The organism is Hyphomonas sp. L-53-1-40, assembly GCF_000682775.1.
In the GTDB taxonomy this organism is placed as follows: Bacteria; Pseudomonadota; Alphaproteobacteria; order Caulobacterales; family Hyphomonadaceae; genus Hyphomonas.
The window spans coordinates 95,099-114,963 of the sequence record NZ_AWFI01000001.1 but is presented as its reverse complement, the minus strand read 5'-3'; the positions used below and the strand labels follow the sequence as shown (position 1 = coordinate 114,963).

Genomic DNA, 19,865 nt, shown 5'->3' with positions numbered 1-19,865 from the left:
GACTCGCAATGGATGACAAATGCGTCATGTTCGCGGTATAGGCCCGCCTTCGCGAATTGATCCGCAACAGAAAAAGCGCATCGCCCTCCAGATTTTGCCGGCTCCGGGCAGCCGAATGTAGAGTGTCCCGAAAGTTAAAGGCTGCTGCAGATCAAATTGCCAGCGCCACACCGCGACGAGCAGGATTTAATGAATGTCTTACAAAACGCTTCTCACCGAGATTGACCAGGAAGCCGGCTTCGCCGTGATCACGCTCAATCGCGCCGAGAGCCTGAACGCCCTCTGCGAAGAGATGATGAATGAGCTGACAGATGCGCTGGATCGATTTGAAGCCGATCCGGACATTGGCTGCATCATCCTGACGGGCGGCAAGAAGGCCTTTTCGGGTGGCGCAGATATCAAGGAAATTCAGGAAAAAACCTATCCTGAGTCCTATTATGAAGATTTTATCAGCCGGAACTGGGAACGCGCAGCTCGCGCCCGCAAACCCATTGTGGCCGCCGTTTCCGGCTATGCCATTGGCGGGGGATGCGAACTGGCCCTGATGTGCGACATCATACTGGCGGCGGATACCGCCAGGTTCGGACAGCCGGAAGTGCGCCTCGGCGTCATGCCCGGTGCCGGCGGCACTCAGCGTCTCGCCCGCGTCATTGGCAAATCCAAGACGATGGAACTCTGCCTTACTGGTCGCATGATGGAGGCTGAAGAAGCCGAACGTTGTGGCCTTGTCAGCCGGGTCGTCCCTGCCGACGACCTGATGGATGCTGCGCGGGAGCTCGCCCGCACGATCGCCTCAATGCCTCTGGCGGCCGCCATGCTGACCAAGGAAGCCATCAAGGTGGCCTATGAGACTCCGCTTTCGCAAGGCATCCAGTTTGAACGCCGGATGTTCCAGTCCCTGTTCTCCACGGATGACCAGAAAGAGGGCATGGCCGCCTATGTCGAGAAACGCTCAGCTCATTTCAAAGACAAATGATGCTGAAAGCCCCGGCCCACCTGCTATTTCCTGCGACCAGCCTCAATTGCGCGGTTGACGCCTTCGCACCGTTTATGTATTCCCCCGCCTTCAGCCCGAAGGGAGCCCTTTGGGCCACAGGAGTTTAATATGGCTAATACCCGTTCCGCCAAGAAAATGGTCCGCAAGATTGCGAACCGCACCGAAGTGAACAAAGCCCGCCGCTCGCGCGTGCGTACTTTTGTTCGCAAGGTCGAAGAAGCAATCGAAGCCGGCGACAAGTCTGCTGCCCAGGAAGCGCTGCGCTCTGCTCAGCCTGAACTGATGCGCGCGGTGACCAAAGGCGTCATGCACAAAAATACATCATCGCGGAAAGTTTCGCGTCTGTCGGCTCGCGTCAAAGCGATGGGCTGATCGGACTTTTCCCGATTGAAAATTTGAAACCCGCCTGACCGTTCAGGCGGGTTTTTTCTTGTCAATCTCCTAATACAACAAATTGGACCTTTCGAAATGAAACATCATTTCTACTGGATGTTTAATGGAAGGATTGCGAATTTGGGCTGACTGAAGGGGTCCGGGTTGCGGTAATGTAAGAACTCGTTAACGATCCTGAGAAACGCGCCGATTTTCTGCAGATATCCACAGCCTTATACCCGCGCCCCCTGTTGACAGAACAGGTGCGAACAAATGTGTGGGGCGACTCACTCACAAAAAAAGATCAGTGCTCAAGCACCTGATTTGATTGCGGTTTGAGGTACAGTGCGAAGAGTCAACTCACCAAATCCTGCTGTCGCATAAAAGTAGCACTTGTCAGCAAAACCCCCAGTGAGTAATTTCAATTTACCAACAGAAAAGTTCTCCCGACACGGAGTATTAAGTGTGACCGAATTTCGGTTCGGAAGGGGAACTGCGTGCCAGTTGGTCAGGGTGAAATTATAATTAGAAAATGGGGCTCGGCATGGACGGGAACAAACTCTTTGATTCAAAAACTGGCGTAGACTTCGAGAAGATGAATAAAGGCAAGAATGCTCCGGGCAAGGAGATTTGGCTCACTGTCAAAGCCCATCTTGCGACAATCCTCAACACCGCCGACTATGATCGCTGGATCGATGGCCTGCGTCTGGTCGCCGAGTTCAATGGCGAGATGGTGATCGCGGCACGCGACCCGCTGTCATTTGACCGCGTATACGGGGCTCACCGCCATGCGATCCAACGCATCTGGCGCGAGCATGACCCGGCAAGCCGCGCGGTCAAGCTTGTCTGCTGGCGAACCGCGCCCGCTGAGCTGCTCGACATCGTCGAGGACCCATGGGCGAAGGCGGAGATCACCGAAGCTGCTCCCGTGCAGGCGAAACCTGTCGGTTCCGGCTCCGGCGCGCCGGTTATGAGCTTCGACACGCTCGTCACGGGTGAGGCGAACGAACTGGCTGTCCAGATGGCCAAACGCATTGCGGGCGGGTTGCCGGTCGGAACGCTGACAACCTTGTTCTACGGCCTGCAAGGCACTGGCAAGACACACATCCTGCACGCATTGAAGACCGCTGCAGAGCAGCGCGGCGAGGATTGTCACATTGTCTATCTGACGGCCGAGGAATTCCTCTCATCCTACACCGATGGCGTGAAGGTGAAGGATACAAGCGCCCTCAAGAAGCGCTTGCGCGCAGCGACCATCTTGATGATCGACGATCTGCATCGCATCAGCGGCAAGCCCGGCACCGAGACTGAACTGTTTCAGAACATTCGCGAAGTCACGGCCAATGGCGGCCAGGTCGTGCTGGCGGGTGACAAGGCCCCCGGCGATGTCACCGGGTTCAGCCCGCGCATGATCAGTGAGCTGAAAGGCGCAACCACTGTTGAGGTGGGCGCGCCGGATGCAGGCATGCGGCACCAGATCATGCGCCATCTTGCTGATCACATTGAGGCCGGTCACCCGAACTTTGCGGTCACCGACGAGATGATCGCAGAGTTCAATGCCGGCATTCGGGGTCAGGCCCGCGAGATGACGGGGGCGATCTGGAACCTCTACACTGAAGCGGCCTTCGGCATTCGCACGCCCACAATGGAAATGGTTCACAAGATCATCCGCCGGACCGAAGGCGATGTGCGCCAGCCCTCCATCGAACTGGTCAAGAAGGCTGCCATGAAAGTGTTCGAGGTTTCCAAGGCTGACATGGAGAGCCCGAGCAAGGCACGCGCCGTGGTGTATCCACGCCAGATTGCCATGTATCTTTGCCGCGAACTGACCGGGAAATCCTTCCCGCAGATCGGCTACAGCTTCGGCAAGCGTGACCACACCACGATCCTGTACGCGCACCGCAAAGTGTCCAAGGCCCTGCCTGAGAACAATGAGTTGGGCGCCCACATCAAAGCCGTAAACGAGACCATCCTGGAGCTACAGGCGGCAGGCATGAATTAGGCAAACCCAGCTGAGAGCCGCGAATCTACGATCGGCGCTTGGCTTTTGCCTTTGTTTGAGTAAGTGTGCTCGGCCCGCTCTCCCCGCAGAGCGGGCCGATTCCATTCCGGACCGCCGGTTCCGGGCGGAAGCGGCAGGACTGGTGAAGAATTCCGGGCCTTTTTCGAAGGCCCCCCGATGAACGGAACGGACGATGAAACTGACGATTGAACGCGGCGACCTGCTGAACGCACTCTCTCACGTGCAGAATGTGGTGGAGCGCCGGAACACAATTCCGATCCTCTCCAATGTCTTGCTTCAGGCAAGCAATGGCGAGTTGAAACTCACTGCGACCGATCTCGACATCGAGGCCGTAGACAGCGCGGATGCAACCGTCACGCGCGAAGGCGCAGTCACTGCGCCGGCCGGAACGCTGTTTGATGTTGTCCGCAAACTGCCTGCTGGCTCCGAAGTCGAACTGGAAGTCCAACCCGAAGGCCAGCGCCTCGCGATCACCGCAGGCCGCTCTCACTTTGAGCTGCCGACCCTGCCAGCATCCGACTTCCAGACCATGAGCTCTGACGACACGCCGACCAAGTTCTCACTTGGCGCCAAGGAATTCGCCCGTTTGATCGACAAGACCCGCTTCGCGATCTCCACTGAAGAAACCCGCTACTATCTAAACGGCGTTTATCTTCACGGAGCCAAGACCGAAGACGGTACGGCTGTGCTCCGCACCGTTGCCACAGACGGTCATCGTCTTGCCTTGGCAGAGCTGCCCGCGCCGGCTGGCTCGGAAGATCTGGAAGGTATCATCGTGCCCCGTAAGGCTGTCGCCGAAGCGCGCCGCCTGGTGGATGCAGTCGACGAAGATATCGAGATTGAAGTGTCAGACACCAAGATCGTTGTCCGTGCAGGCCGCGCTGTCCTGACGTCCAAGCTGATCGACGGCTCCTTCCCCGATTACGGCCGCGTGATCCCTAAAGGAAATGACCGGAAGCTCACCATCGACAACAAAGCCTTCGAAGCTGCCGTCGACCGCGTTTCGACCGTGTCGGCCGAGCGCTCACGCTCGGTAAAAATGTCCCTGTCTGACGGCAAGCTGGTGCTGGCCGTCAATCACGCTGAGACGGGTGTCGGCAATGAAGAACTCGAAGCCGAGTATGGCTCCGAAGCGATGGAAATCGGATTCAACGCGAAATACCTGCTCGACATTGCCGGCCAGATCGAGGCTGTCGAAGCCGAGTTCATGTTCAGCGATCCTGCGTCGCCTGCGCTCGTGCTGGACCCATCAGACGACAGCGCGCGTTATGTGCTGATGCCGCTGCGGGTGTAGTTTGCCTGTGGAGCCGCTGGACCGCCGGACCCTTCTTGCCAGCGCAACAGCAGCGACCGGCTTGGCGGCCTGTGGCATCCAGACCCGGAAGGAGACAAGCATGTACGGCCTCATCGGAAAGTTCACGGCAACGGATGGCAACCGCGACGCGCTGATGCGGATCCTGATTGATGGCGTCTCGGGCATGCCCGGCTGCCTCAGCTATATCGTGGCCAGCGATCCGACAGACGCGAATGCCATCTGGATAACCGAAGCCTGGGACAGTCAGGAAAGCCACACGGCGAGCCTGACGATGCCAAGTGTACAGGGTGCCATCGTCAAGGGCCGCCCAATGATCGCTGGCATGGAACGCATTGCAGAGACCCGGCCCGAAGGCGGCCATGGTCTCGACTCCTGACCTCTGGCCCCTCCATACAGCCTGAATGACCGCCCTGACCCGCCTGACTCTGACTGATTTTCGCAACTACGAGTCGCTCAGCTTGCCACTCGATGGCCGACATGTCTGTCTCTATGGGTCGAATGGCGCAGGCAAGACGAACCTGTTGGAAGCCGTCAGCCAGTTGGGGCCGGGCCGAGGTCTGCGTTCAGCCACTCTGCCGGAAATGATACGGAAAGACGCGCCGGGCGGCTGGGCCGTTTCCGCCGCACTGGCAAACGACCAGCGGATTGGGGTCGGTGTCGATACCGGCCCCAGTACGAAGCGTACCGTACGTATTGATGGCGCGCCAGCGACCGCATCCGACCTCGCAGATCTTGTGCGCATCGTCTGGCTAACGCCCACAATGGACGGTGTGTTTCGTGGCAGCACGTCCGACCGACGGCGCTTCTTTGACCGTCAGGTCATGGCGCATATGCCAACCCATGGCACCGCTGCGGGCCGTTATGAGAAAGCGATGCGCGAACGCAATGCCCTGCTGGAACGCGGTCATGTGGATCCGGCCTGGGCCGATGCCATCGAGGCCCGCATGGCGGAGTCCGGAGCAGAAATGGCCATCAACCGCGCCCATGTGCTGGAATCCCTGCAGGTGGCGATTGATGCAAGACCCGAAGGCTATTTCCCGAAGGCTGACCTGGCACTGGAGGGCAAAGCCGAACAGGCCGCCATTCGCGGTGATGACTTCAAGACGATCTTCGAAGCGCTGACCGAAACCTTCCGAACGACCCGTCGCCGCGATATCGCCGCCGGACGCACCATTGATGGTCCGCATCGCTCAGACCTGACGGTCATTCACCGGCCAACCGGTGCGCCCGCCAAGGACGCCTCGACCGGCCAGCAGAAGGCCCTGCTCATCGGCTTGATCCTAGCATCGGCTGCGGCGCTCCGCGCTGGCGGCGATGGCCCCTCTCCCCTGCTGCTGTTGGACGAGGCAGCCGCCCACCTTGATGCCGACAGGCGCGCCGCACTGTTTGATGAGCTGGCAGCGCTGGGAGGGCAAGCCTGGCTGACCGGCACCGAAGCCTTCCTGTTCGAAGCATTTGGGGGCCGGGCGCAAACCGTGCGCGTAGATGACGGAATGGTAGTCCCTGAAACCTAGCTCTTGATGCGCAGATCTGAAATCGACTGGGCGATCTCGCGATAGACTTCCTTCAACTCGTCCCCACTCGACGCATCAAAAGCATAAGACGGGCTTGTCGCGCAATATTCCATAATGGTTTGCCCATCAGACGTGGTCTGCACATAGGATGGCACCTGAAAACCGACCGTGTAAATCTGGACCTTGGACGGCTCGGCCTTCATGGCGTCGCATAAATCCATGGCCTGCCTGAAGGAGTTCTTGCTGGCGCTGGGATGGTTTGTGTTGAAATCGCCATCTGTCATCAGGATCACGGCCTTGGTCACATTGACCTCGTCATAGTCCCAGGGCTTGGCCGTCTCCGGCCAGACATTCTGCCAGTTCGGCGACAGCAGGTACCACCCCCACGCCACTCCCAGATGTCCGGCGGTGCCGCCATTCGCCGTCATGCTGTTCACATGGGCCGTCAGCGCTGCCTTGTCTTCGGTCAATGGGACCGGCCCGGTGGCGCGGCACGTCGCATGGTAGAAATCGAGTGCGCCGGTAGAGCCATTTGCGCCGCCATTTTCGATCTCGTTTTCGCCGCGATACTTGTCGCGATCGCTATCATAGAAGTTCCAGCGTGGATTGCCTGCCCCGATCCAGGCGAAGCTGCCCGGCGCTGCATCGCTATCAGCATAGGTGCCTGTGCGCTCGTACACACACGTGTCGGTGGCTGACGAGTCTTCCCAGAACCATCGGGCAACGTCCCAGTCATAGTCACCATGCTGGTCACACTCATCCGGATCGCTTTCGGTGCACGTGCCGTTTTCGTAGTACATGAAACGCTTGCCGGTCGCGTCGTCATACATCCGCGCGCTATTGTAGGAATTGTAATTGCTCAACCCATTGCTGTTGGAAGTGTCGGCCGGAATGGTGACCGCGCGCGTCACCTCATCAAAATAAGCCCCCGCATTGACCGCATTATTGTAGGTCACAATGCCCAGCCTGACCGTGCCATCCCGCACCTGATCATCTGGCAGCAATTCATCAAACGCGATGACCGCAGCCTCTTTCAACAGGGTTAGCCGATTGTTGCTGTTCATGGAGCCCGATACGTCGAACACAAACGAGACATCGATCTTTCCGACCGAGAAGGTCGAGGTCGAAGCGACGTTGAAGCTCATGTCGTCATTTCCCATGATGTTGGAAATGAAGGTCGGCTGGGTGCAATTCATTTTCCCGAGAATGTCTTCGCTGTCATCGGTGAAGACCACAGTGACGGGTGTACATGTCATACCGCCGCCAGCGCTCGCAATCAGCGGGCTCATGTATTCGCGAATGTCTGCGGTCACTTCCTCATCTGTCGCGCCCGCCTGGCGCGACAACGCCCCAGCCAGCACCGCCGAGTCCATCGCATATTGAACGCGCGCCTGTTGCCTGAAGATAAACTCGAGATCGACAGCCAAACCAACCAGCGCCACCATGGAGGCCAGAATGAACGCAGTGAGCACAGTGAGATTGCCGCGATCATCGCGCGCGAGTGAGTGCGATTGCCTGTTTGCAGGATACATATCCATCACTTGCCCCATCGATCATCAGCACCTGTCTGCAAATCCTGAGTTTCGCTCAGACTGATTTCCTGCGTCTTCAGATATGCCCTCAAAATTGGCGCAGTGGGGAAAGACGGCATTTACCCTGATTGAGCCCGGATCATCTAGGCAAAACCCACTGTCGGGCCTTGCCTACACAGCCTGTTTCCGTGGTATCTTGGACTCTGAAAATCGATTCCCGACCGAGGCCCACATGCAGCAATATCTCAATCTCCTGCAGGACATTTTGGACAATGGCCATGAACGCGGGGATCGCACTGGTACAGGCACGCGCGCTGTATTCGGTCGTCAGATGCGTTTTGACCTCGCCGATGGCTTCCCGATGGTAACGACGAAAAAGCTGCATTTGCGCTCGATCATCATCGAACTGCTCTGGTTTTTGAAGGGCGATACGAACATTGCCTATCTGAAGGAAAACGGCGTTTCGATCTGGGATGAATGGGCCGATGAAAACGGCGACCTTGGCCCGGTCTATGGCAAGCAGTGGCGCAGTTGGGCCGCGCCGGACGGCCGGGTGATTGATCAGATCCAGTGGGTGCTGGACGAAATCCGCACCAATCCCAATTCCCGCCGCCTGATCGTGTCAGCCTGGAACCCGGCCGATGTGAACGACATGGCCCTGCCCCCTTGTCACTGCCTGTTCCAGTTCAATGTCATGGACGGCAAGCTGAACTGCCAGCTCTACCAGCGCTCGGCCGATGTCTTCCTCGGCGTACCGTTCAACATCGCATCCTATGCGCTACTCACCCTGATGATGGCGCGCGCGACCGGGCTGGAAGCTGGCGAGTTCGTCCACACATTCGGCGATGCGCACCTCTACCTGAACCATATGGAGCAGACCCGGCTCCAGCTGACCCGTGAGCCGCGTACCCTGCCCCGCATGATCCTGAATCCCGACAAGACCGACCTGTTCGGCTGGGAGTATTCAGACTTCACGGTCGAAGGCTACGAACCGCACGCTCACATCAAGGCGCCAGTGGCCGTCTAGGAATCATTGAGGCTCTGCCAAGCCGTCCAGGCATCGCCCGCATACATCAGGCTTGGGCCACCGCCCATGTAAACAGTCATGCCGAGCGCCTCGGCCACTTCCTCGTCGGTCGCGCCCAGCCTCTTAAGCGCCTTGGTGTGAAAGCCGATACACCCATCGCACTGCTTGGCCACGCCGATGGCGAGCGCGATCAGTTCCTTGGTCTTCGTATCGAGCGCGCCATCCGCCAGAGCGGCTTTGGCCATCGCATTGAACTGCGTCAGCGTTTCCTTGGCCCCGGTGCCGCGAAGCCCGGATATTCCCTCGCTGATCGCGCCCGTTATCGCGCCATAGTCCTTCTTGCCGTCCGCCATGATCGATTCCTTATTTGCATATTTGCGCAAATATGCATATTTCTATAGCATCAGCAATATGGGTATTCCCGGATAGTACAGTCAGGCGGCTGCTGGATCCACGAGTCCGAGGTTCTCCCGCCGCCGAATGACTGCCGAAACGATAACCGCGCCGACCATCTTGCCGATCACGAACACGATCCAGTTCCACACATGCAGCGAGTTTCCGGGGTCCATGCCAAGTTCCATCTGCTTGGCGAGATCAGCGCCATACAGGAACACAGTCGTATCGACCGGCGCTGCCAGCGCGCTGGAGAGCAGAATCCGGGTCGATAGCCGATATTTGGTGAAGGTGAACATCAGCCAATCCACCCCCTCGGAAATGGCAAATGCGATGCCGCTGGCCAGCGCAATCACGGGCCACGCATAGTAAAACGACCAGGCGATCGCCATGGCCATCACAAGCAACACCCGGTGGCCCATTTCGCGTTGCACGAAATCGCGGACCACGAACACCATTCCAGTTACCATTGTCATCGGATGGAGAGACACGCCTTGAGCGGTCAGTCCGGTGCCTGTCGGGGCAAGAATCTGAAACTCCGGGATGATCCCGAACGACCAGTTCAAAAAGGGAATGAGTGCGACATAAATGAGCGCCCATCCGCGCCCTCTGAGCAGCCAAATTGCCAAGAACGACAACAGAAGAGCAGGAATTGCCAGTCCGATTTGTTCCGGGTTTCCATTGGTCAGAATCGCTACAATCGATTTCATTCTGATTATCCCCCACGGAACTGTCTTTGGGCTTGTGAAAACTGATGAAAGAAGGTTGCATTCACCATACAAACTCGGCTCTGCATGTATTCACGCAGACGCTTCTGGTCACAAGGGCCGCGCGCGAAATTGGATGCAAGTAGATTGGAACCGGTCACTATGTCGGCACATGTAAAACTTTGCCTGATTGCCGCCAGGGCCAGCAACAATGTGATTGGTTCAGGAGGTGATCTGCCCTGGCGCCTGAAAAGTGACCTCGCATTCTTCAAGAAAGCGACGCTTGGGTGCCCAATCATCATGGGCCGAAAGACCTGGGAAAGTTTGCCGGTGCGCCCGCTCAAAGGCCGCGAGAACATCGTGATGACCCGCGACTGGGCCTACAATGCCGAAGGCGCCCGCGTCTATTCAAGCTTTGCGGCGGCAACCAACTCGGCCCGCGCTGTGGCCGCCAGAACTGGCGCCGACAAGGTTTTCGTGATCGGTGGCGAAGCCATTTACAAATTGGCCCTGCCCATCGCAGACCGTCTCTATCTTACGGAAGTCGATGCCGCGCCGGATGGAGACGCTTACTTCCCGGAACTCGACGCGAACCAGTGGAAAGAAACCGGCGCAGAGCAGTTCGAGGCCGGCGAAGGCAATGATTTCGCCTTCGCCATCCGCCAGCTTGACCGGATCAGCACGTTCACTTCCCCCTAGGATACGCGTTGTCCTTCCCCATCGCGACGCCTAACCTCCTTCCAAAAAGGGCGAGGAGGAAACAGCCACATGGAATTCGAGATCATCACAAGCGGACTCCGCTTTCCGGAAGGCCCGGTCGTCATGGCCGATGGCAGCATCATTGTTGTCGAAATTGAAAAGAAATGCATCACGCGCTGCTGGGGCGACGGCAAGACAGAAGTGATCGCGACGCCAGGTGGCGGCCCCAATGGCTTGGCCATCGGCCCGGACGGTGCCCTCTGGGTCTGCAACAATGGCGGCTTCATCTATACCAACATGGACGGATTACTGATCCCCGGAAACTGTCCGGACGATTATGATGGTGGCCGCATCGAGCGGGTCGATCTCTCTACAGGCAAAATTGAGCGAGTACTGGACACGGTCAACGGCCATCCGCTGAAAGGCCCGAACGATCTCGTCTTCGACAAGGCAGGCAATCTCTACTTCACCGATCATGGCAAAACCTACTCGCGCCACCGCGATTTCGGTGGGCTCTTTTTCCTCGCCAATGGCGCAAGTGAGGCCAACGAACTGGACTTCCACTATAGTAGTCCGAACGGTGTCGGCCTTGCTCCCGATGAGCAGACTGTCTTCATGGCGGACACCATGACCGGACGCATGTGGGCGTTTGATCTTGAGAGCCCGGGCGTCATCAAACCCGCCTCCCCTTTCAATGGCGGCCGGGTCGTCGCCACCATGCCGGGCCTGCAGTATTTCGACAGCCTGGCCATGACGGCGGCGGGCAATGTCTGTGTTGCAACCATTCTGAATGGCGGCATCACAACGATCACGCCGGGCGGTGATTTCCACCACACGGCTTTCCCCGACCTGATCGTCACCAATATCGCCTTTGGCGGCGACGACATGCAGGATGCCTACATCACCCTGTCGAGCACGGGACAGCTTGCCAAATGCCGGTGGCCGGAGCCGGGCCTGAAACTGAACTTCAACGCCTAGTCTGCACCTTTGGGAGGATAAGCGGTGAGAGTTCTCAAAATCATTCTGATCGCCGCGACAGTCCTGGCGCTCGCCGTGATTGGCGCACGCAGCTTGTTCGGCGTACAAATTGGCGAGTTTGCATTCAAAGCTGCGGTCAAATCGACCTTGGGGCAAAATGCACTTGCGGACGCACCTGATGGACTGACCGTTATACTTGTCGGGACGGGATCTCCCCTGCCCGATCCGGGGCGTGTGGGACCCATGACGGTCGTCGCGGCGGGTGATCGTGTGTTCATCATCGATGCTGGGGCGGGATCAGGCCGAAGATTCGGGGAGTTGCGGCTGCCGTGGGCCAATGTGGAAGCGGTGTTCCTGACCCATTTCCATTCCGATCACATTGATGGGCTTGGCGAGGTGATGCTGCAACACTGGGCAGCTGGCGGTGCACAGGCACCCTTGCCCATTTACGGTCCAGATGGCGTCGATCAGGTCATCGCTGGCTTCGACGCTGCTTATGCTCTGGATTCTACCTATCGTGTCGCCCATCACGGAGCGGACATCCTGTCCCCATCCGGACAAGGCGCAGATGCTGTTCCATTCACGCCTGCGAGCACAGCTGGCAAAGTGTATGACCGCAATGGCCTGAGCGTTACTGCGGTGTCAGTCGATCATGACCCAATAGAACCGGCTGTAGCCTACCGGTTCGACTATAAGGACCGATCTGCAACGATTTCCGGAGATACGGTCAGGGATCCACGCATGGTTGCCTTGGCGCGGGATACAGACATCCTCGTCCACGAAGCGTTGAATGCCGACATGGTCAGCGAAATCCGCGACCAGCTAGATGCGAACGGACAGGCCCGCGTCGCGGCTATCATGAACGATATCCTCGATTACCACACGACGCCGGTCGAGGGCGCAGAAGTCTCCAGCGAAGCAGGTGCACGCATGCTGGTCTTCAGCCATATCGTCCCGGCGGTACCGAGCCGTATTCTATACCCGGCATTCCTGAAGGGAACGGGTCAGGCATATGATGGTCCCATAGTAATGGGCGAAGACGGTATGGCGTTTGAACTACCCGCGGGTTCGGAAAGGATCGTGCGGCATCGGCTGGACTAACTCCCGTTTCTCCCCAGTCCTGTTCTGAAAACACTTTCAGCTTCCCTATATCCAATGCCAGCCAGCGCCGCTGGATCGACGCACTTGAAGATTTGGAACAAATATGAACTACGCAGCTATCGCAGCCCTGCTATTTACACTCCTCACCATTGGATGCGCAGCGAAACAAGCCGCTTCCAACGACACGCCAGCGATAGAGGCCATCGCCGAGCCCCCCCAGGAAATCGTCGAAATTCTGGAGCAGTTTGAGTTCTCCGGCACCATTCTTGTTGGCAAGAAAGGGAACATCATCCTGCGCCAGGCCGTGAATGCGTCACGGATCGAAGAGGTGGAGGCGGTTACTCCCGAGACCCGTTACCCCATTGCTTCGATGACCAAGAGCTTTACCGCGGCCCTTGTCCTGAGACTGGTGGATGACGGAAAGCTCAATCTGGACCAGTCGCTGGAAGAACTCCTGCCCGACTTCGATGTGTCCTATGCGCAGGACGTCACCCTGCGCCACCTGCTCCAGAACAGGTCCGGCATTCCGCACTATGTCGACATTCCCGGTTGGTTCGACAATGAGGTGAAGCGATCCTTCACCGAGGAATCCTTTCTGGACACCCTTCAGGCGCTGGAGCTGAAATTCCAGCCTGGCAGCGACTATCTCTATTCGAACGTGAATTATTACCTGCTGGCGCGCATCATCGACCGCCATGCGGGTGGCGGGTACGAAGACTATTTGCGGTCACAGATTCTCGATCCGCTCGGCCTCGCCGATACCGGGCAGATCTATCAGGACGTCAGTGGTCTGGCGGCAAACTATTTACACTCCGATGATGGCGGCTACGAGATCATCCCGATCACCAACCCCGCCTTATTCCGTGGAACCGCCTCAATGTACTCAACCATTGATGATCTGTTTGCATGGGGACAGGCCATCATCGCCGGAGAGGTCTTCTCCGAAGCGGGCGAAAAGGAAGCCTTCAATCCGGAGGGGCCAATGGCCTGGACAGTGACTGAAATGACCATTGGCGGCGGAGAACCGACCGAGGTCATCTTCTATAATGGACGTCTGATCGGCTACCTCAGCCTTATTTTACTCATTCCGGAACAAGACGGTGTCATCGTCGTCCTCAACAACAATACGGTCGGCTACGAGAACCTGTTGACCATAGCGAGCAGGCTCTCTGAAGAATGTTTCGGTGAGCCGACCTAATCCTCGAACACGATTTCAGGCGCAGGCTTAGACTGGAGACCATCCAGTTCGATCGCCACACGGCGGGCCAGTTCATGAAAGAGCTGGCCCGTCATTTCATCCGACAATGCCGCGGGCTTACCAGCGTCGCCGCCTTCGCGGATCGCTTGCAGCATCGGAAGCTCAGCCAGTAATGGCAGCCCAAGGGCGTTCGCCGTGGCCGCACCACCTCCCTGCCCCATCAGATAATGACGTTGGCCTGCCGGATCTTCGAACCAGCTCATCGTCTCGACAATACCGAGCACCGGAACTTCCGTCTTCGCAAACATGGCCGCGCCGCGGCGCACATCGGCCAGCGCGACTTCCTGGGGCGTAGTGACGATCAACGCCGCCGTTACCGGCACGCGCTGGGCTATCGTCAGCTGTGCATCACCTGTTCCGGGGGGCGTATCGATGATCAGCACGTCCAGTGGATCATAAGCGGTGCCCCATTCCGCATCATTCAACATCTGTGTGATTGCTGACATGACAATGGGCCCACGCCAGATCATCGGCGAGTCCGGATCGGACAAATATCCGATCGACAGCGTCTTCATGCCGAAGGCTTCGACAGGTTGCAGTTTGCCCGTATCCTTGGATGTCACCGGCTCTGCCGACACTGTCCCCAGCATGGTCGGGATAGAGGGGCCATAGATATCGGCATCCATCAGGCCGACCTTCATGCCAGCTTTTGCCATCGCCGCAGCCAGATTGACCGAGACGGTAGACTTGCCGACGCCGCCCTTGGCGCTCGCCACGACTAGAATCCGGGAAATACCGGGGATTGAGGACTTCGGTGTGCTGGCCGGAACATTTCCTTGCTGCATCGCCTCATCCGATAGGCGGGCACCCTTGCGCACCCGTTTTGAGGCGGGCGTATGAGACAGATGAACCTCCTTAGCCGGAGCGGCCGCGGCGCGTTCGGCGGTCAGAACGCTGCTCACGGATTTGACCCCGGAAACCAGTTCCACCTTGCCTTCAGCCTCGATCCGGCGGGCCTCAGCGGCCTCTGGCGCGGAGGGGTCCGCCTCGATCACAAGCACCGCGCGACCGTCTTCACCCACTGAAACCGATTCGAGCCAATCGGGCCGATCGAGGGCTTCGATGATCTTTTCTTCGAGTTTTCGGCGTGATTTATCCCTGGATCCGAACAAAATCTGCGACTCCGCTGCTCTTGATGCCTGCAAACAGGCATGCACTTATCACCAAAGCGCCTATATAGAACCCATGCATAGCAATACAGGGAGGGCTCATGCCCTGGGATGACAAAACTAAATCCAGCGGCCCTTGGGGCGGCGAGGGCGGAAATGACAATGGAGGCGGCAAGGATGGCGGCTCTCCTTGGAACCGTCCCGGCGGCTCGGGCGGCAATGGGGGCAATGACCTCGAAGACCAGATGCGGCGCATGCAGGAACGTTTCCGGCAGCGCGGCGGTGGCGGTGGTCGCAAACGCGGCGGCGGCGGCGGCAGCGGCGGAACCAATTTCGGTCCGCTCGGCTTTCTGGTCATCGCAGGTATCGCCCTGCTTGCCTGGCTGTCCACCAGTGTCGTGATGGTCGATCCGGGCCAACAGGCCTCCGTCTTCCGCTTCGGCAAATGGCAGACCAATTTTGGCCCCGGCCTCCACTTCCACCTGCCTGCACCCTTCGAGGAGCATGAACTGGTCGAGGTCGAAGCCCGCCGCAAAACTCAGATCGGCCAGACCATGGACGAGAGCCTGATGCTGACCGAAGATGAAAACATCGTCGACATTCAGTTCTCCGTCTTCTGGCGCGTGAAACCTGAAGCACCACAGGATTACATCCTGAATGTGAAACAGCCCGACATCGCTGTCGAAATGGTGGCAGAGTCCGTGATGCGCGAAGTTGTCGGCAAAACGCGCCTTCAAAGTGTCATCACGACCGAACGTGATGTTGTTCAGACGGAAGTGGCCAACCAGGTCCAGACCCTGCTGAACGATTATCGCGCAGGCATCCAGATCGTTAGTATTCAGATCGACAAGGCCGACCCGCCTCAGCAGGTCATCGAGGCCTTCAATGATGTGAACGTCGCCGAACAAGACGCCGAAACCAATATCAACCGGGCCACCCAGTACGCCAACCAGATCGTGCCTCAGGCACGTGGTACGGCCCAGAGATTGCTGCAGGAAGCTGAAGGGTATCGTGACCAGATCGTCGCCGACGCCCAAGGTGAAGCGTCCCGCTTTGAGCAAATCTATGAGGAGTACCGCAAGGCGCCACGCGTCACGCGGGAGCGTATGTATCTCGAAACCATGGAGCGCGTGCTTGAACGCACTGACAAGACCATTCTCGATAGCAATTCCGGCGCGGTTCCCTATCTGCCGCTCGACCGGGTGCAGCCTGCCAACCGCGGAGGACAGAACTGATGCGTAATTTGAGCTGGTTTGCCCTTGCCATCGTCGCGATCGTACTGGTCGCTATCTTCAATTCTTTCTATGTGGTTCGCCAGGACGAGCAGGCTCTGATCCTGCAAGTTGGTGAACCACGTGCGGTGATCAACGCGCCGGGTACGGATGAAGCCGGTCTTTATTTCAAGATTCCGGTCATCCAGACGGTTGAAAAACTCGACCGCAAGAATCTGGGACTCGACATCGAGAACATTCAGGTTCTCGCATCCGACCAGCGTCGCCTTGCTGTGGATGCGTTCGTACGCTGGCGCATCAGCGACCCGCTGCAATTCTATCAAAGCCTCCGGACCATTCCGGGCGCCGCCAACCAGCTGAACGATGTGACCAAGGCGTCCATTCGGGAAGTCATGGGCGATGTGCCAGTTCCTGAGATCATTTCAGGCCAACGGTCCGAACTGATGGAGAATATCCGCGAGAAGGTTGCCAATGAACTGGCAGATGCCGGGATTTCGATCATCGATGTACGCATTCGTCAGGCAGACCTGCCGCGCGAAGTGGCGGACGGGGTCTACAGCCGGATGCAAACAGCCCGTAAGCAGGAAGCCGAGCGCATCCGTGCCGAAGGTGAAGAACGCGCCCGTCTGATCCGCGCGCAAGCCGAACGTGAAAAGACGGTTCTTGAGGCCCAGGCCCGGGAACAGTCAGAAGTAATTCGCGGTGAAGGCGATGCCCGCTCCACCGAGATCTACGCCAATGCCTATAACAAGGACCCGGAATTCTTCCGCTTCCAGCGTGCGCTCATCGCGTGTGAAAATTCCATTCAGGAAGGCACACGCATTGTCGTGGCGCCGGACTCCCTGGGCTTGTGTGATGAGTTCATCAATCGCGCACGCGCCAATGGCGGCTCTCGCTAGGACGGGTTTGGCATGTCCATACAACTGATCCTGATCGGGATCGGCATGTGGCTATTCATTGAGGGGGCGATCTATGCGGTCGCCCCCGAATTCATGCGGCGTATGGCAGAGTTTCTTGCGCGTATGCCGGGACGCGAAATTGCGCTTGCCGGAATCGGGTCCGCGGCAATCGGCGCAATCTTCATCGTCATTGCAGTTCGGTTCTGTTGAAGCTGTTGCAAGACGCCTGCAAAGCGCCATAGTTTACGGACATTAGTGTATATTGTGCTTCGAAAGGAGGCTCAGCGGCCTATGCGTATCCCGGCCCTTGCTGCCCTGTTCCTGATGAGTTCGGCATCTGCCGTTCTGCCTGCCCATGCTCAGGACAGCCTGTCGAGGGCAGTCGATGGAATTGATCAGAAGGTCCAGCCGCAAAGCTTCCGTGACTTGTCCAAGCGCCTGATGCCAGCCGTGGTCAATATTTCGACGTCTCAGACCATTGCACCAGACGGTATGCCGACCTTTCCGGAAGGCTCTCCGATGGAGCGCTTCAACGAGTTCTTCGGTCGGGATGAAGACGGTTTCCGGCGCGAAGGTTCACTCGGCTCCGGCTTTGTCATCTCGGCTGACGGCATCATCATCACCAATAATCACGTCATCGAAAATGCCGACGAGATCGACGTCAATTTCTCGAATGGCCGCGTCCTGAAGGCGGAACTCGTCGGCCGTGATCGCGACACTGATCTTGCCGTCCTCAAGGTTAAGTCTTCCGCGCCGCTGCCCTATGTGGACCTGGCTGACAGCGACAAGGCGGAAGTTGGTGACTGGGTCATCGCCATCGGCAACCCGTTCGGCTTTGGCGGCTCTGTCTCGGCTGGCATTATCTCGGCGCGCAATCGCGACCTGAATGCCGGTCGCTCAGATGACTTCATTCAGACCGATGCCGCCATCAACCGCGGCAATTCCGGCGGACCCTTGTTCAATCTCGGCGGCGAAGTCGTCGGCGTGAACACCGCGATCATCTCCCCTACGGGCGGCTCGGTCGGCATCGGTTTCTCCGTGCCGGCAAACCTCGTCAAACGCATTTCCGACCAACTCATCACGGAAGGCCGCGTGCGTCGCGCCTGGCTGGGCGTCAACGTACAGGATGCGGATGAAGCACTCGTGCGCGCGTACAAGGCGACAGGAAAAGGCGGCGTAATCATCACCCGCATTTCCGATGAAGGACCGGCGGCAAAATCCGATATGGAAGTGGGCGACTTGGTTCTGCGCTTCGATGGCCAGACCGTGACCAGTGTTCGCGAACTGACACGCCTGATTTCCGATACCGAGATCGGCCGCACCGTTCCCATCGCGATTGTGCGAGATGGAAAGGGGCGCACCGTCAATGTCACGCTCGGTGAACTGGAAGACGAGGCCGATACGCCCGCCGCCGATGCCACGCTGGATGCGCCGGCGAGTTCCAACGATCTCGGCGCAGAACTGACCAGCCTCGACGATGATATCCGCCGCCGCTATGGCATACCCAAGGATGTTGACGGCGTTGTGGTTACAACGGTCTCTGCGCGTGGGCGCTCCTTTGGAAAGCTCCAACGCGGCGACGTCTTGGTTGAAGTGAATTTTGAACGCGTCACCACCGTTACCGACACGATCAGCAAGGTCGAAGCCGCGATGACCACACCGCGCCAACCACTATTGCTGCGCGTGAAGCGTCGTGGCGAAGCGGGCTGGTTCGATCAATTCATCTCGGTCGACCTGACCAATTCCTGATCCGACAGTCTATTCAGTGACGAATTCGTCGGCGTGATAGCCTTGGAAGAATAGCGCTGTGTGCAAATCGGTATGATTGATCGCAGCATGCGCTTCAGCCGCGACAATGGGCTTGGCTTTGTAGGCAATTCCGAGGCCCGCCGCCTTGATCATGGCAAGATCATTCGCCCCATCGCCGAGTGCAAGTGAATCTGCCCGGCTGAGGCGCGCTTCCGCTGAAAACTCATCCAGCGCCAAGAGTTTCGCTTCGCGTCCCAGGATCGGCATGCCCACCTCCCCGGTCAGCACTGCACCATCATCGATCAGCGTATTGCCGCGGTGGGCAGCAAACCCGGCTTCATCGGCGACCCGGCCCGTGAAGAAGGTGAACCCGCCGGAGACCAGCACGGTCATCGCGCCTTGCGCCTTCATCGTCTTCACCAGTGTCTTCGCGCCGGTATTCAGCGAAATGCGCGCATCATAGGCGTCTTGCAGCGCTTTGAGGTCGAGCCCCTTCAGCATGGCCACGCGGGTTGTCAGCGCGCCCTCGAAATCCAGCTCGCCCCGCATGGCACGTTCTGTGATCGCGGACACCTCCGCTTTCAGACCAGCGAAATCCGCCAATTCATCGAGGCATTCCTGTCCGATAATCGTGGAATCCATGTCGGAGATCAGCAACCGTTTGCGACGATTGCCTGCGGGCACAAGAGCCACGTCCATTTCTTCCGCTTCAAGCGCAACGAGCGCCGCGTGCTGGAAATCGGCATCCATCGGAGCAAGCGGAATCTCCACTGCGCTGACATCTCCGACCTGTCCCAGCCCTGTTACCTGAGGCAAGGTCTGGGAAATGCCGAGATCTCCGAGGATCATGCCCAGGCGCGAGGCAATATTGTCTTCCGGGGCATTGGCGGCGGCGATCAGGATCATGGAATTAACTGCTTTCTCAACCATTCCCGCGTCTTCACGGGTTTCCTCGTCGCT

General features: G+C 58.3%; 20 protein-coding genes. 15 read left to right on the top strand and 5 right to left on the bottom strand.

What is annotated here, in order from left to right:
• Positions 1–193 precede the first annotated feature (193 nt).
• From L53_RS00515 to recF, 6 genes are all read left to right on the top strand, one after another.
• Positions 194–976, top strand: a complete 783-nt coding sequence (locus L53_RS00515) for an enoyl-CoA hydratase (protein ID WP_034810559.1) — start codon at positions 194–196, stop codon at positions 974–976.
• Between the two features lie 129 nt (positions 977–1,105).
• The gene (gene rpsT / locus L53_RS00510; RefSeq protein ID WP_034810557.1) at positions 1,106–1,369 is read left to right on the top strand and encodes a 30S ribosomal protein S20; all 264 of its coding nucleotides are present in this window, start codon (positions 1,106–1,108) and stop codon (positions 1,367–1,369) included.
• A gap of 544 nt (positions 1,370–1,913) precedes the next feature.
• The gene (locus L53_RS00505) at positions 1,914–3,371 is read left to right on the top strand and encodes a DnaA ATPase domain-containing protein (protein ID WP_198019695.1); all 1,458 of its coding nucleotides are present in this window, start codon (positions 1,914–1,916) and stop codon (positions 3,369–3,371) included.
• A gap of 193 nt (positions 3,372–3,564) precedes the next feature.
• A complete protein-coding gene (dnaN, locus tag L53_RS00500) occupies positions 3,565–4,686 on the top strand; it encodes a DNA polymerase III subunit beta (protein ID WP_034810555.1) in 1,122 nt (373 codons plus the stop codon).
• A 100-nt stretch (positions 4,687–4,786) separates the two neighbouring features.
• The gene (locus tag L53_RS00495; RefSeq protein WP_034811735.1) at positions 4,787–5,083 is read left to right on the top strand and encodes a putative quinol monooxygenase; all 297 of its coding nucleotides are present in this window, start codon (positions 4,787–4,789) and stop codon (positions 5,081–5,083) included.
• Positions 5,084–5,108: 25 nt separating this feature from the next.
• The gene (recF, locus tag L53_RS00490; RefSeq protein ID WP_034810553.1) at positions 5,109–6,221 is read left to right on the top strand and encodes a DNA replication/repair protein RecF; all 1,113 of its coding nucleotides are present in this window, start codon (positions 5,109–5,111) and stop codon (positions 6,219–6,221) included.
• Here the strand turns inward: recF and L53_RS00485 are convergent.
• Positions 6,218–7,759 carry a pilus assembly protein gene (locus tag L53_RS00485; RefSeq protein WP_198019694.1) on the bottom strand — a complete coding sequence of 514 codons (1,542 nt, stop codon included), beginning with the start codon at positions 7,757–7,759 and terminating at the stop codon, positions 6,218–6,220. The genes recF and L53_RS00485 overlap by 4 nt on opposite strands.
• A 226-nt stretch (positions 7,760–7,985) precedes the next feature.
• Here L53_RS00485 and L53_RS00480 point away from each other — a divergent pair, with 226 nt between their 5' ends.
• Positions 7,986–8,780 (top strand): thymidylate synthase, encoded by a 795-nt coding sequence (locus tag L53_RS00480; RefSeq protein ID WP_034810550.1) that lies wholly within the window; start codon positions 7,986–7,988, stop codon positions 8,778–8,780.
• Here the strand turns inward: L53_RS00480 and L53_RS00475 are convergent.
• Positions 8,777–9,133: a carboxymuconolactone decarboxylase family protein gene (locus L53_RS00475; RefSeq protein ID WP_034811733.1), complete on the bottom strand. Its 357-nt coding sequence runs from the start codon at positions 9,131–9,133 to the stop codon at positions 8,777–8,779. The two genes, L53_RS00480 and L53_RS00475, sit on opposite strands and share 4 nt — an antisense overlap.
• Positions 9,134–9,214: 81 nt before the next feature.
• Positions 9,215–9,883: a hypothetical protein gene (locus L53_RS00470; RefSeq protein WP_034810545.1), complete on the bottom strand. Its 669-nt coding sequence runs from the start codon at positions 9,881–9,883 to the stop codon at positions 9,215–9,217.
• A gap of 159 nt (positions 9,884–10,042) precedes the next feature.
• Between L53_RS00470 and L53_RS00465 the strand changes: the two genes are divergently transcribed.
• The 4 genes from L53_RS00465 to L53_RS00450 all read left to right on the top strand — a co-directional run bounded on the left by L53_RS00465 (position 10,043) and on the right by L53_RS00450 (position 13,856).
• Positions 10,043–10,579, top strand: coding sequence for a dihydrofolate reductase (locus L53_RS00465; protein ID WP_034810543.1), 537 nt, complete (start codon positions 10,043–10,045; stop codon positions 10,577–10,579).
• A gap of 69 nt (positions 10,580–10,648) precedes the next feature.
• The gene (locus tag L53_RS00460; RefSeq protein WP_034810541.1) at positions 10,649–11,557 is read left to right on the top strand and encodes an SMP-30/gluconolactonase/LRE family protein; all 909 of its coding nucleotides are present in this window, start codon (positions 10,649–10,651) and stop codon (positions 11,555–11,557) included.
• A gap of 24 nt (positions 11,558–11,581) precedes the next feature.
• Positions 11,582–12,658 (top strand): MBL fold metallo-hydrolase, encoded by a 1,077-nt coding sequence (locus L53_RS00455; protein WP_034810539.1) that lies wholly within the window; start codon positions 11,582–11,584, stop codon positions 12,656–12,658.
• A gap of 103 nt (positions 12,659–12,761) precedes the next feature.
• Positions 12,762–13,856: a serine hydrolase gene (locus L53_RS00450; protein WP_034810537.1), complete on the top strand. Its 1,095-nt coding sequence runs from the start codon at positions 12,762–12,764 to the stop codon at positions 13,854–13,856.
• Here the strand turns inward: L53_RS00450 and L53_RS00445 are convergent.
• Entirely contained in the window at positions 13,853–15,028 is a 1,176-nt protein-coding gene (locus L53_RS00445; protein ID WP_034810535.1) for an Mrp/NBP35 family ATP-binding protein, read from the bottom strand. The genes L53_RS00450 and L53_RS00445 overlap by 4 nt on opposite strands.
• A gap of 98 nt (positions 15,029–15,126) precedes the next feature.
• On the opposite strand from L53_RS00445, the gene hflK reads away from it, so the two are divergent.
• The 4 genes from hflK to L53_RS00425 all read left to right on the top strand — a co-directional run bounded on the left by hflK (position 15,127) and on the right by L53_RS00425 (position 18,905).
• The gene (gene hflK / locus L53_RS00440; protein ID WP_034810533.1) at positions 15,127–16,260 is read left to right on the top strand and encodes an FtsH protease activity modulator HflK; all 1,134 of its coding nucleotides are present in this window, start codon (positions 15,127–15,129) and stop codon (positions 16,258–16,260) included.
• Positions 16,260–17,156, top strand: coding sequence for a protease modulator HflC (hflC, locus tag L53_RS00435; protein WP_034810532.1), 897 nt, complete (start codon positions 16,260–16,262; stop codon positions 17,154–17,156). The genes hflK and hflC overlap by 1 nt, the downstream gene beginning before the upstream one ends.
• A gap of 12 nt (positions 17,157–17,168) precedes the next feature.
• Entirely contained in the window at positions 17,169–17,366 is a 198-nt protein-coding gene (locus L53_RS00430) for a DUF2065 domain-containing protein (protein WP_034810530.1), read from the top strand.
• A gap of 81 nt (positions 17,367–17,447) precedes the next feature.
• Positions 17,448–18,905 (top strand): Do family serine endopeptidase, encoded by a 1,458-nt coding sequence (locus tag L53_RS00425; RefSeq protein ID WP_034810529.1) that lies wholly within the window; start codon positions 17,448–17,450, stop codon positions 18,903–18,905.
• A 9-nt stretch (positions 18,906–18,914) separates the two neighbouring features.
• Here the strand turns inward: L53_RS00425 and serB are convergent, their stop codons facing one another.
• Positions 18,915–19,811 carry a phosphoserine phosphatase SerB gene (gene serB, locus L53_RS00420; protein WP_034811731.1) on the bottom strand — a complete coding sequence of 299 codons (897 nt, stop codon included), beginning with the start codon at positions 19,809–19,811 and terminating at the stop codon, positions 18,915–18,917.
• Between the last annotated feature and the right edge of the window lie 54 nt (positions 19,812–19,865).

Bases quoted from the DNA above. Each gene is read 5' to 3' on its own strand.
- L53_RS00425 (WP_034810529.1), top strand. From the start codon at position 17,448: ATGCGTATCCCGGCCCTTGCTGCCCTGTTCCTGATGAGTTCGGCATCT.
- L53_RS00515 (WP_034810559.1), top strand. From the start codon at position 194: ATGTCTTACAAAACGCTTCTCACCGAGATTGACCAGGAAGCCGGCTTC.
- L53_RS00460 (WP_034810541.1), top strand. From the start codon at position 10,649: ATGGAATTCGAGATCATCACAAGCGGACTCCGCTTTCCGGAAGGCCCG.
- L53_RS00450 (WP_034810537.1), top strand. From the start codon at position 12,762: ATGAACTACGCAGCTATCGCAGCCCTGCTATTTACACTCCTCACCATT.
- L53_RS00475 (WP_034811733.1), bottom strand. From the start codon at position 9,133: ATGGCGGACGGCAAGAAGGACTATGGCGCGATAACGGGCGCGATCAGC.
- hflC (WP_034810532.1), top strand. From the start codon at position 16,260: ATGCGTAATTTGAGCTGGTTTGCCCTTGCCATCGTCGCGATCGTACTG.
- L53_RS00505 (WP_198019695.1), top strand. From the start codon at position 1,914: ATGGACGGGAACAAACTCTTTGATTCAAAAACTGGCGTAGACTTCGAG.
- L53_RS00465 (WP_034810543.1), top strand. From the start codon at position 10,043: ATGTCGGCACATGTAAAACTTTGCCTGATTGCCGCCAGGGCCAGCAAC.
- L53_RS00480 (WP_034810550.1), top strand. From the start codon at position 7,986: ATGCAGCAATATCTCAATCTCCTGCAGGACATTTTGGACAATGGCCAT.
- L53_RS00430 (WP_034810530.1), top strand. From the start codon at position 17,169: ATGTCCATACAACTGATCCTGATCGGGATCGGCATGTGGCTATTCATT.
- hflK (WP_034810533.1), top strand. From the start codon at position 15,127: ATGCCCTGGGATGACAAAACTAAATCCAGCGGCCCTTGGGGCGGCGAG.
- dnaN (WP_034810555.1), top strand. From the start codon at position 3,565: ATGAAACTGACGATTGAACGCGGCGACCTGCTGAACGCACTCTCTCAC.
- L53_RS00495 (WP_034811735.1), top strand. From the start codon at position 4,787: ATGTACGGCCTCATCGGAAAGTTCACGGCAACGGATGGCAACCGCGAC.
- L53_RS00470 (WP_034810545.1), bottom strand. From the start codon at position 9,883: ATGAAATCGATTGTAGCGATTCTGACCAATGGAAACCCGGAACAAATC.
- serB (WP_034811731.1), bottom strand. From the start codon at position 19,811: ATGATCCTGATCGCCGCCGCCAATGCCCCGGAAGACAATATTGCCTCG.
- rpsT (WP_034810557.1), top strand. From the start codon at position 1,106: ATGGCTAATACCCGTTCCGCCAAGAAAATGGTCCGCAAGATTGCGAAC.
- recF (WP_034810553.1), top strand. From the start codon at position 5,109: ATGACCGCCCTGACCCGCCTGACTCTGACTGATTTTCGCAACTACGAG.
- L53_RS00485 (WP_198019694.1), bottom strand. From the start codon at position 7,759: ATGGATATGTATCCTGCAAACAGGCAATCGCACTCACTCGCGCGCGAT.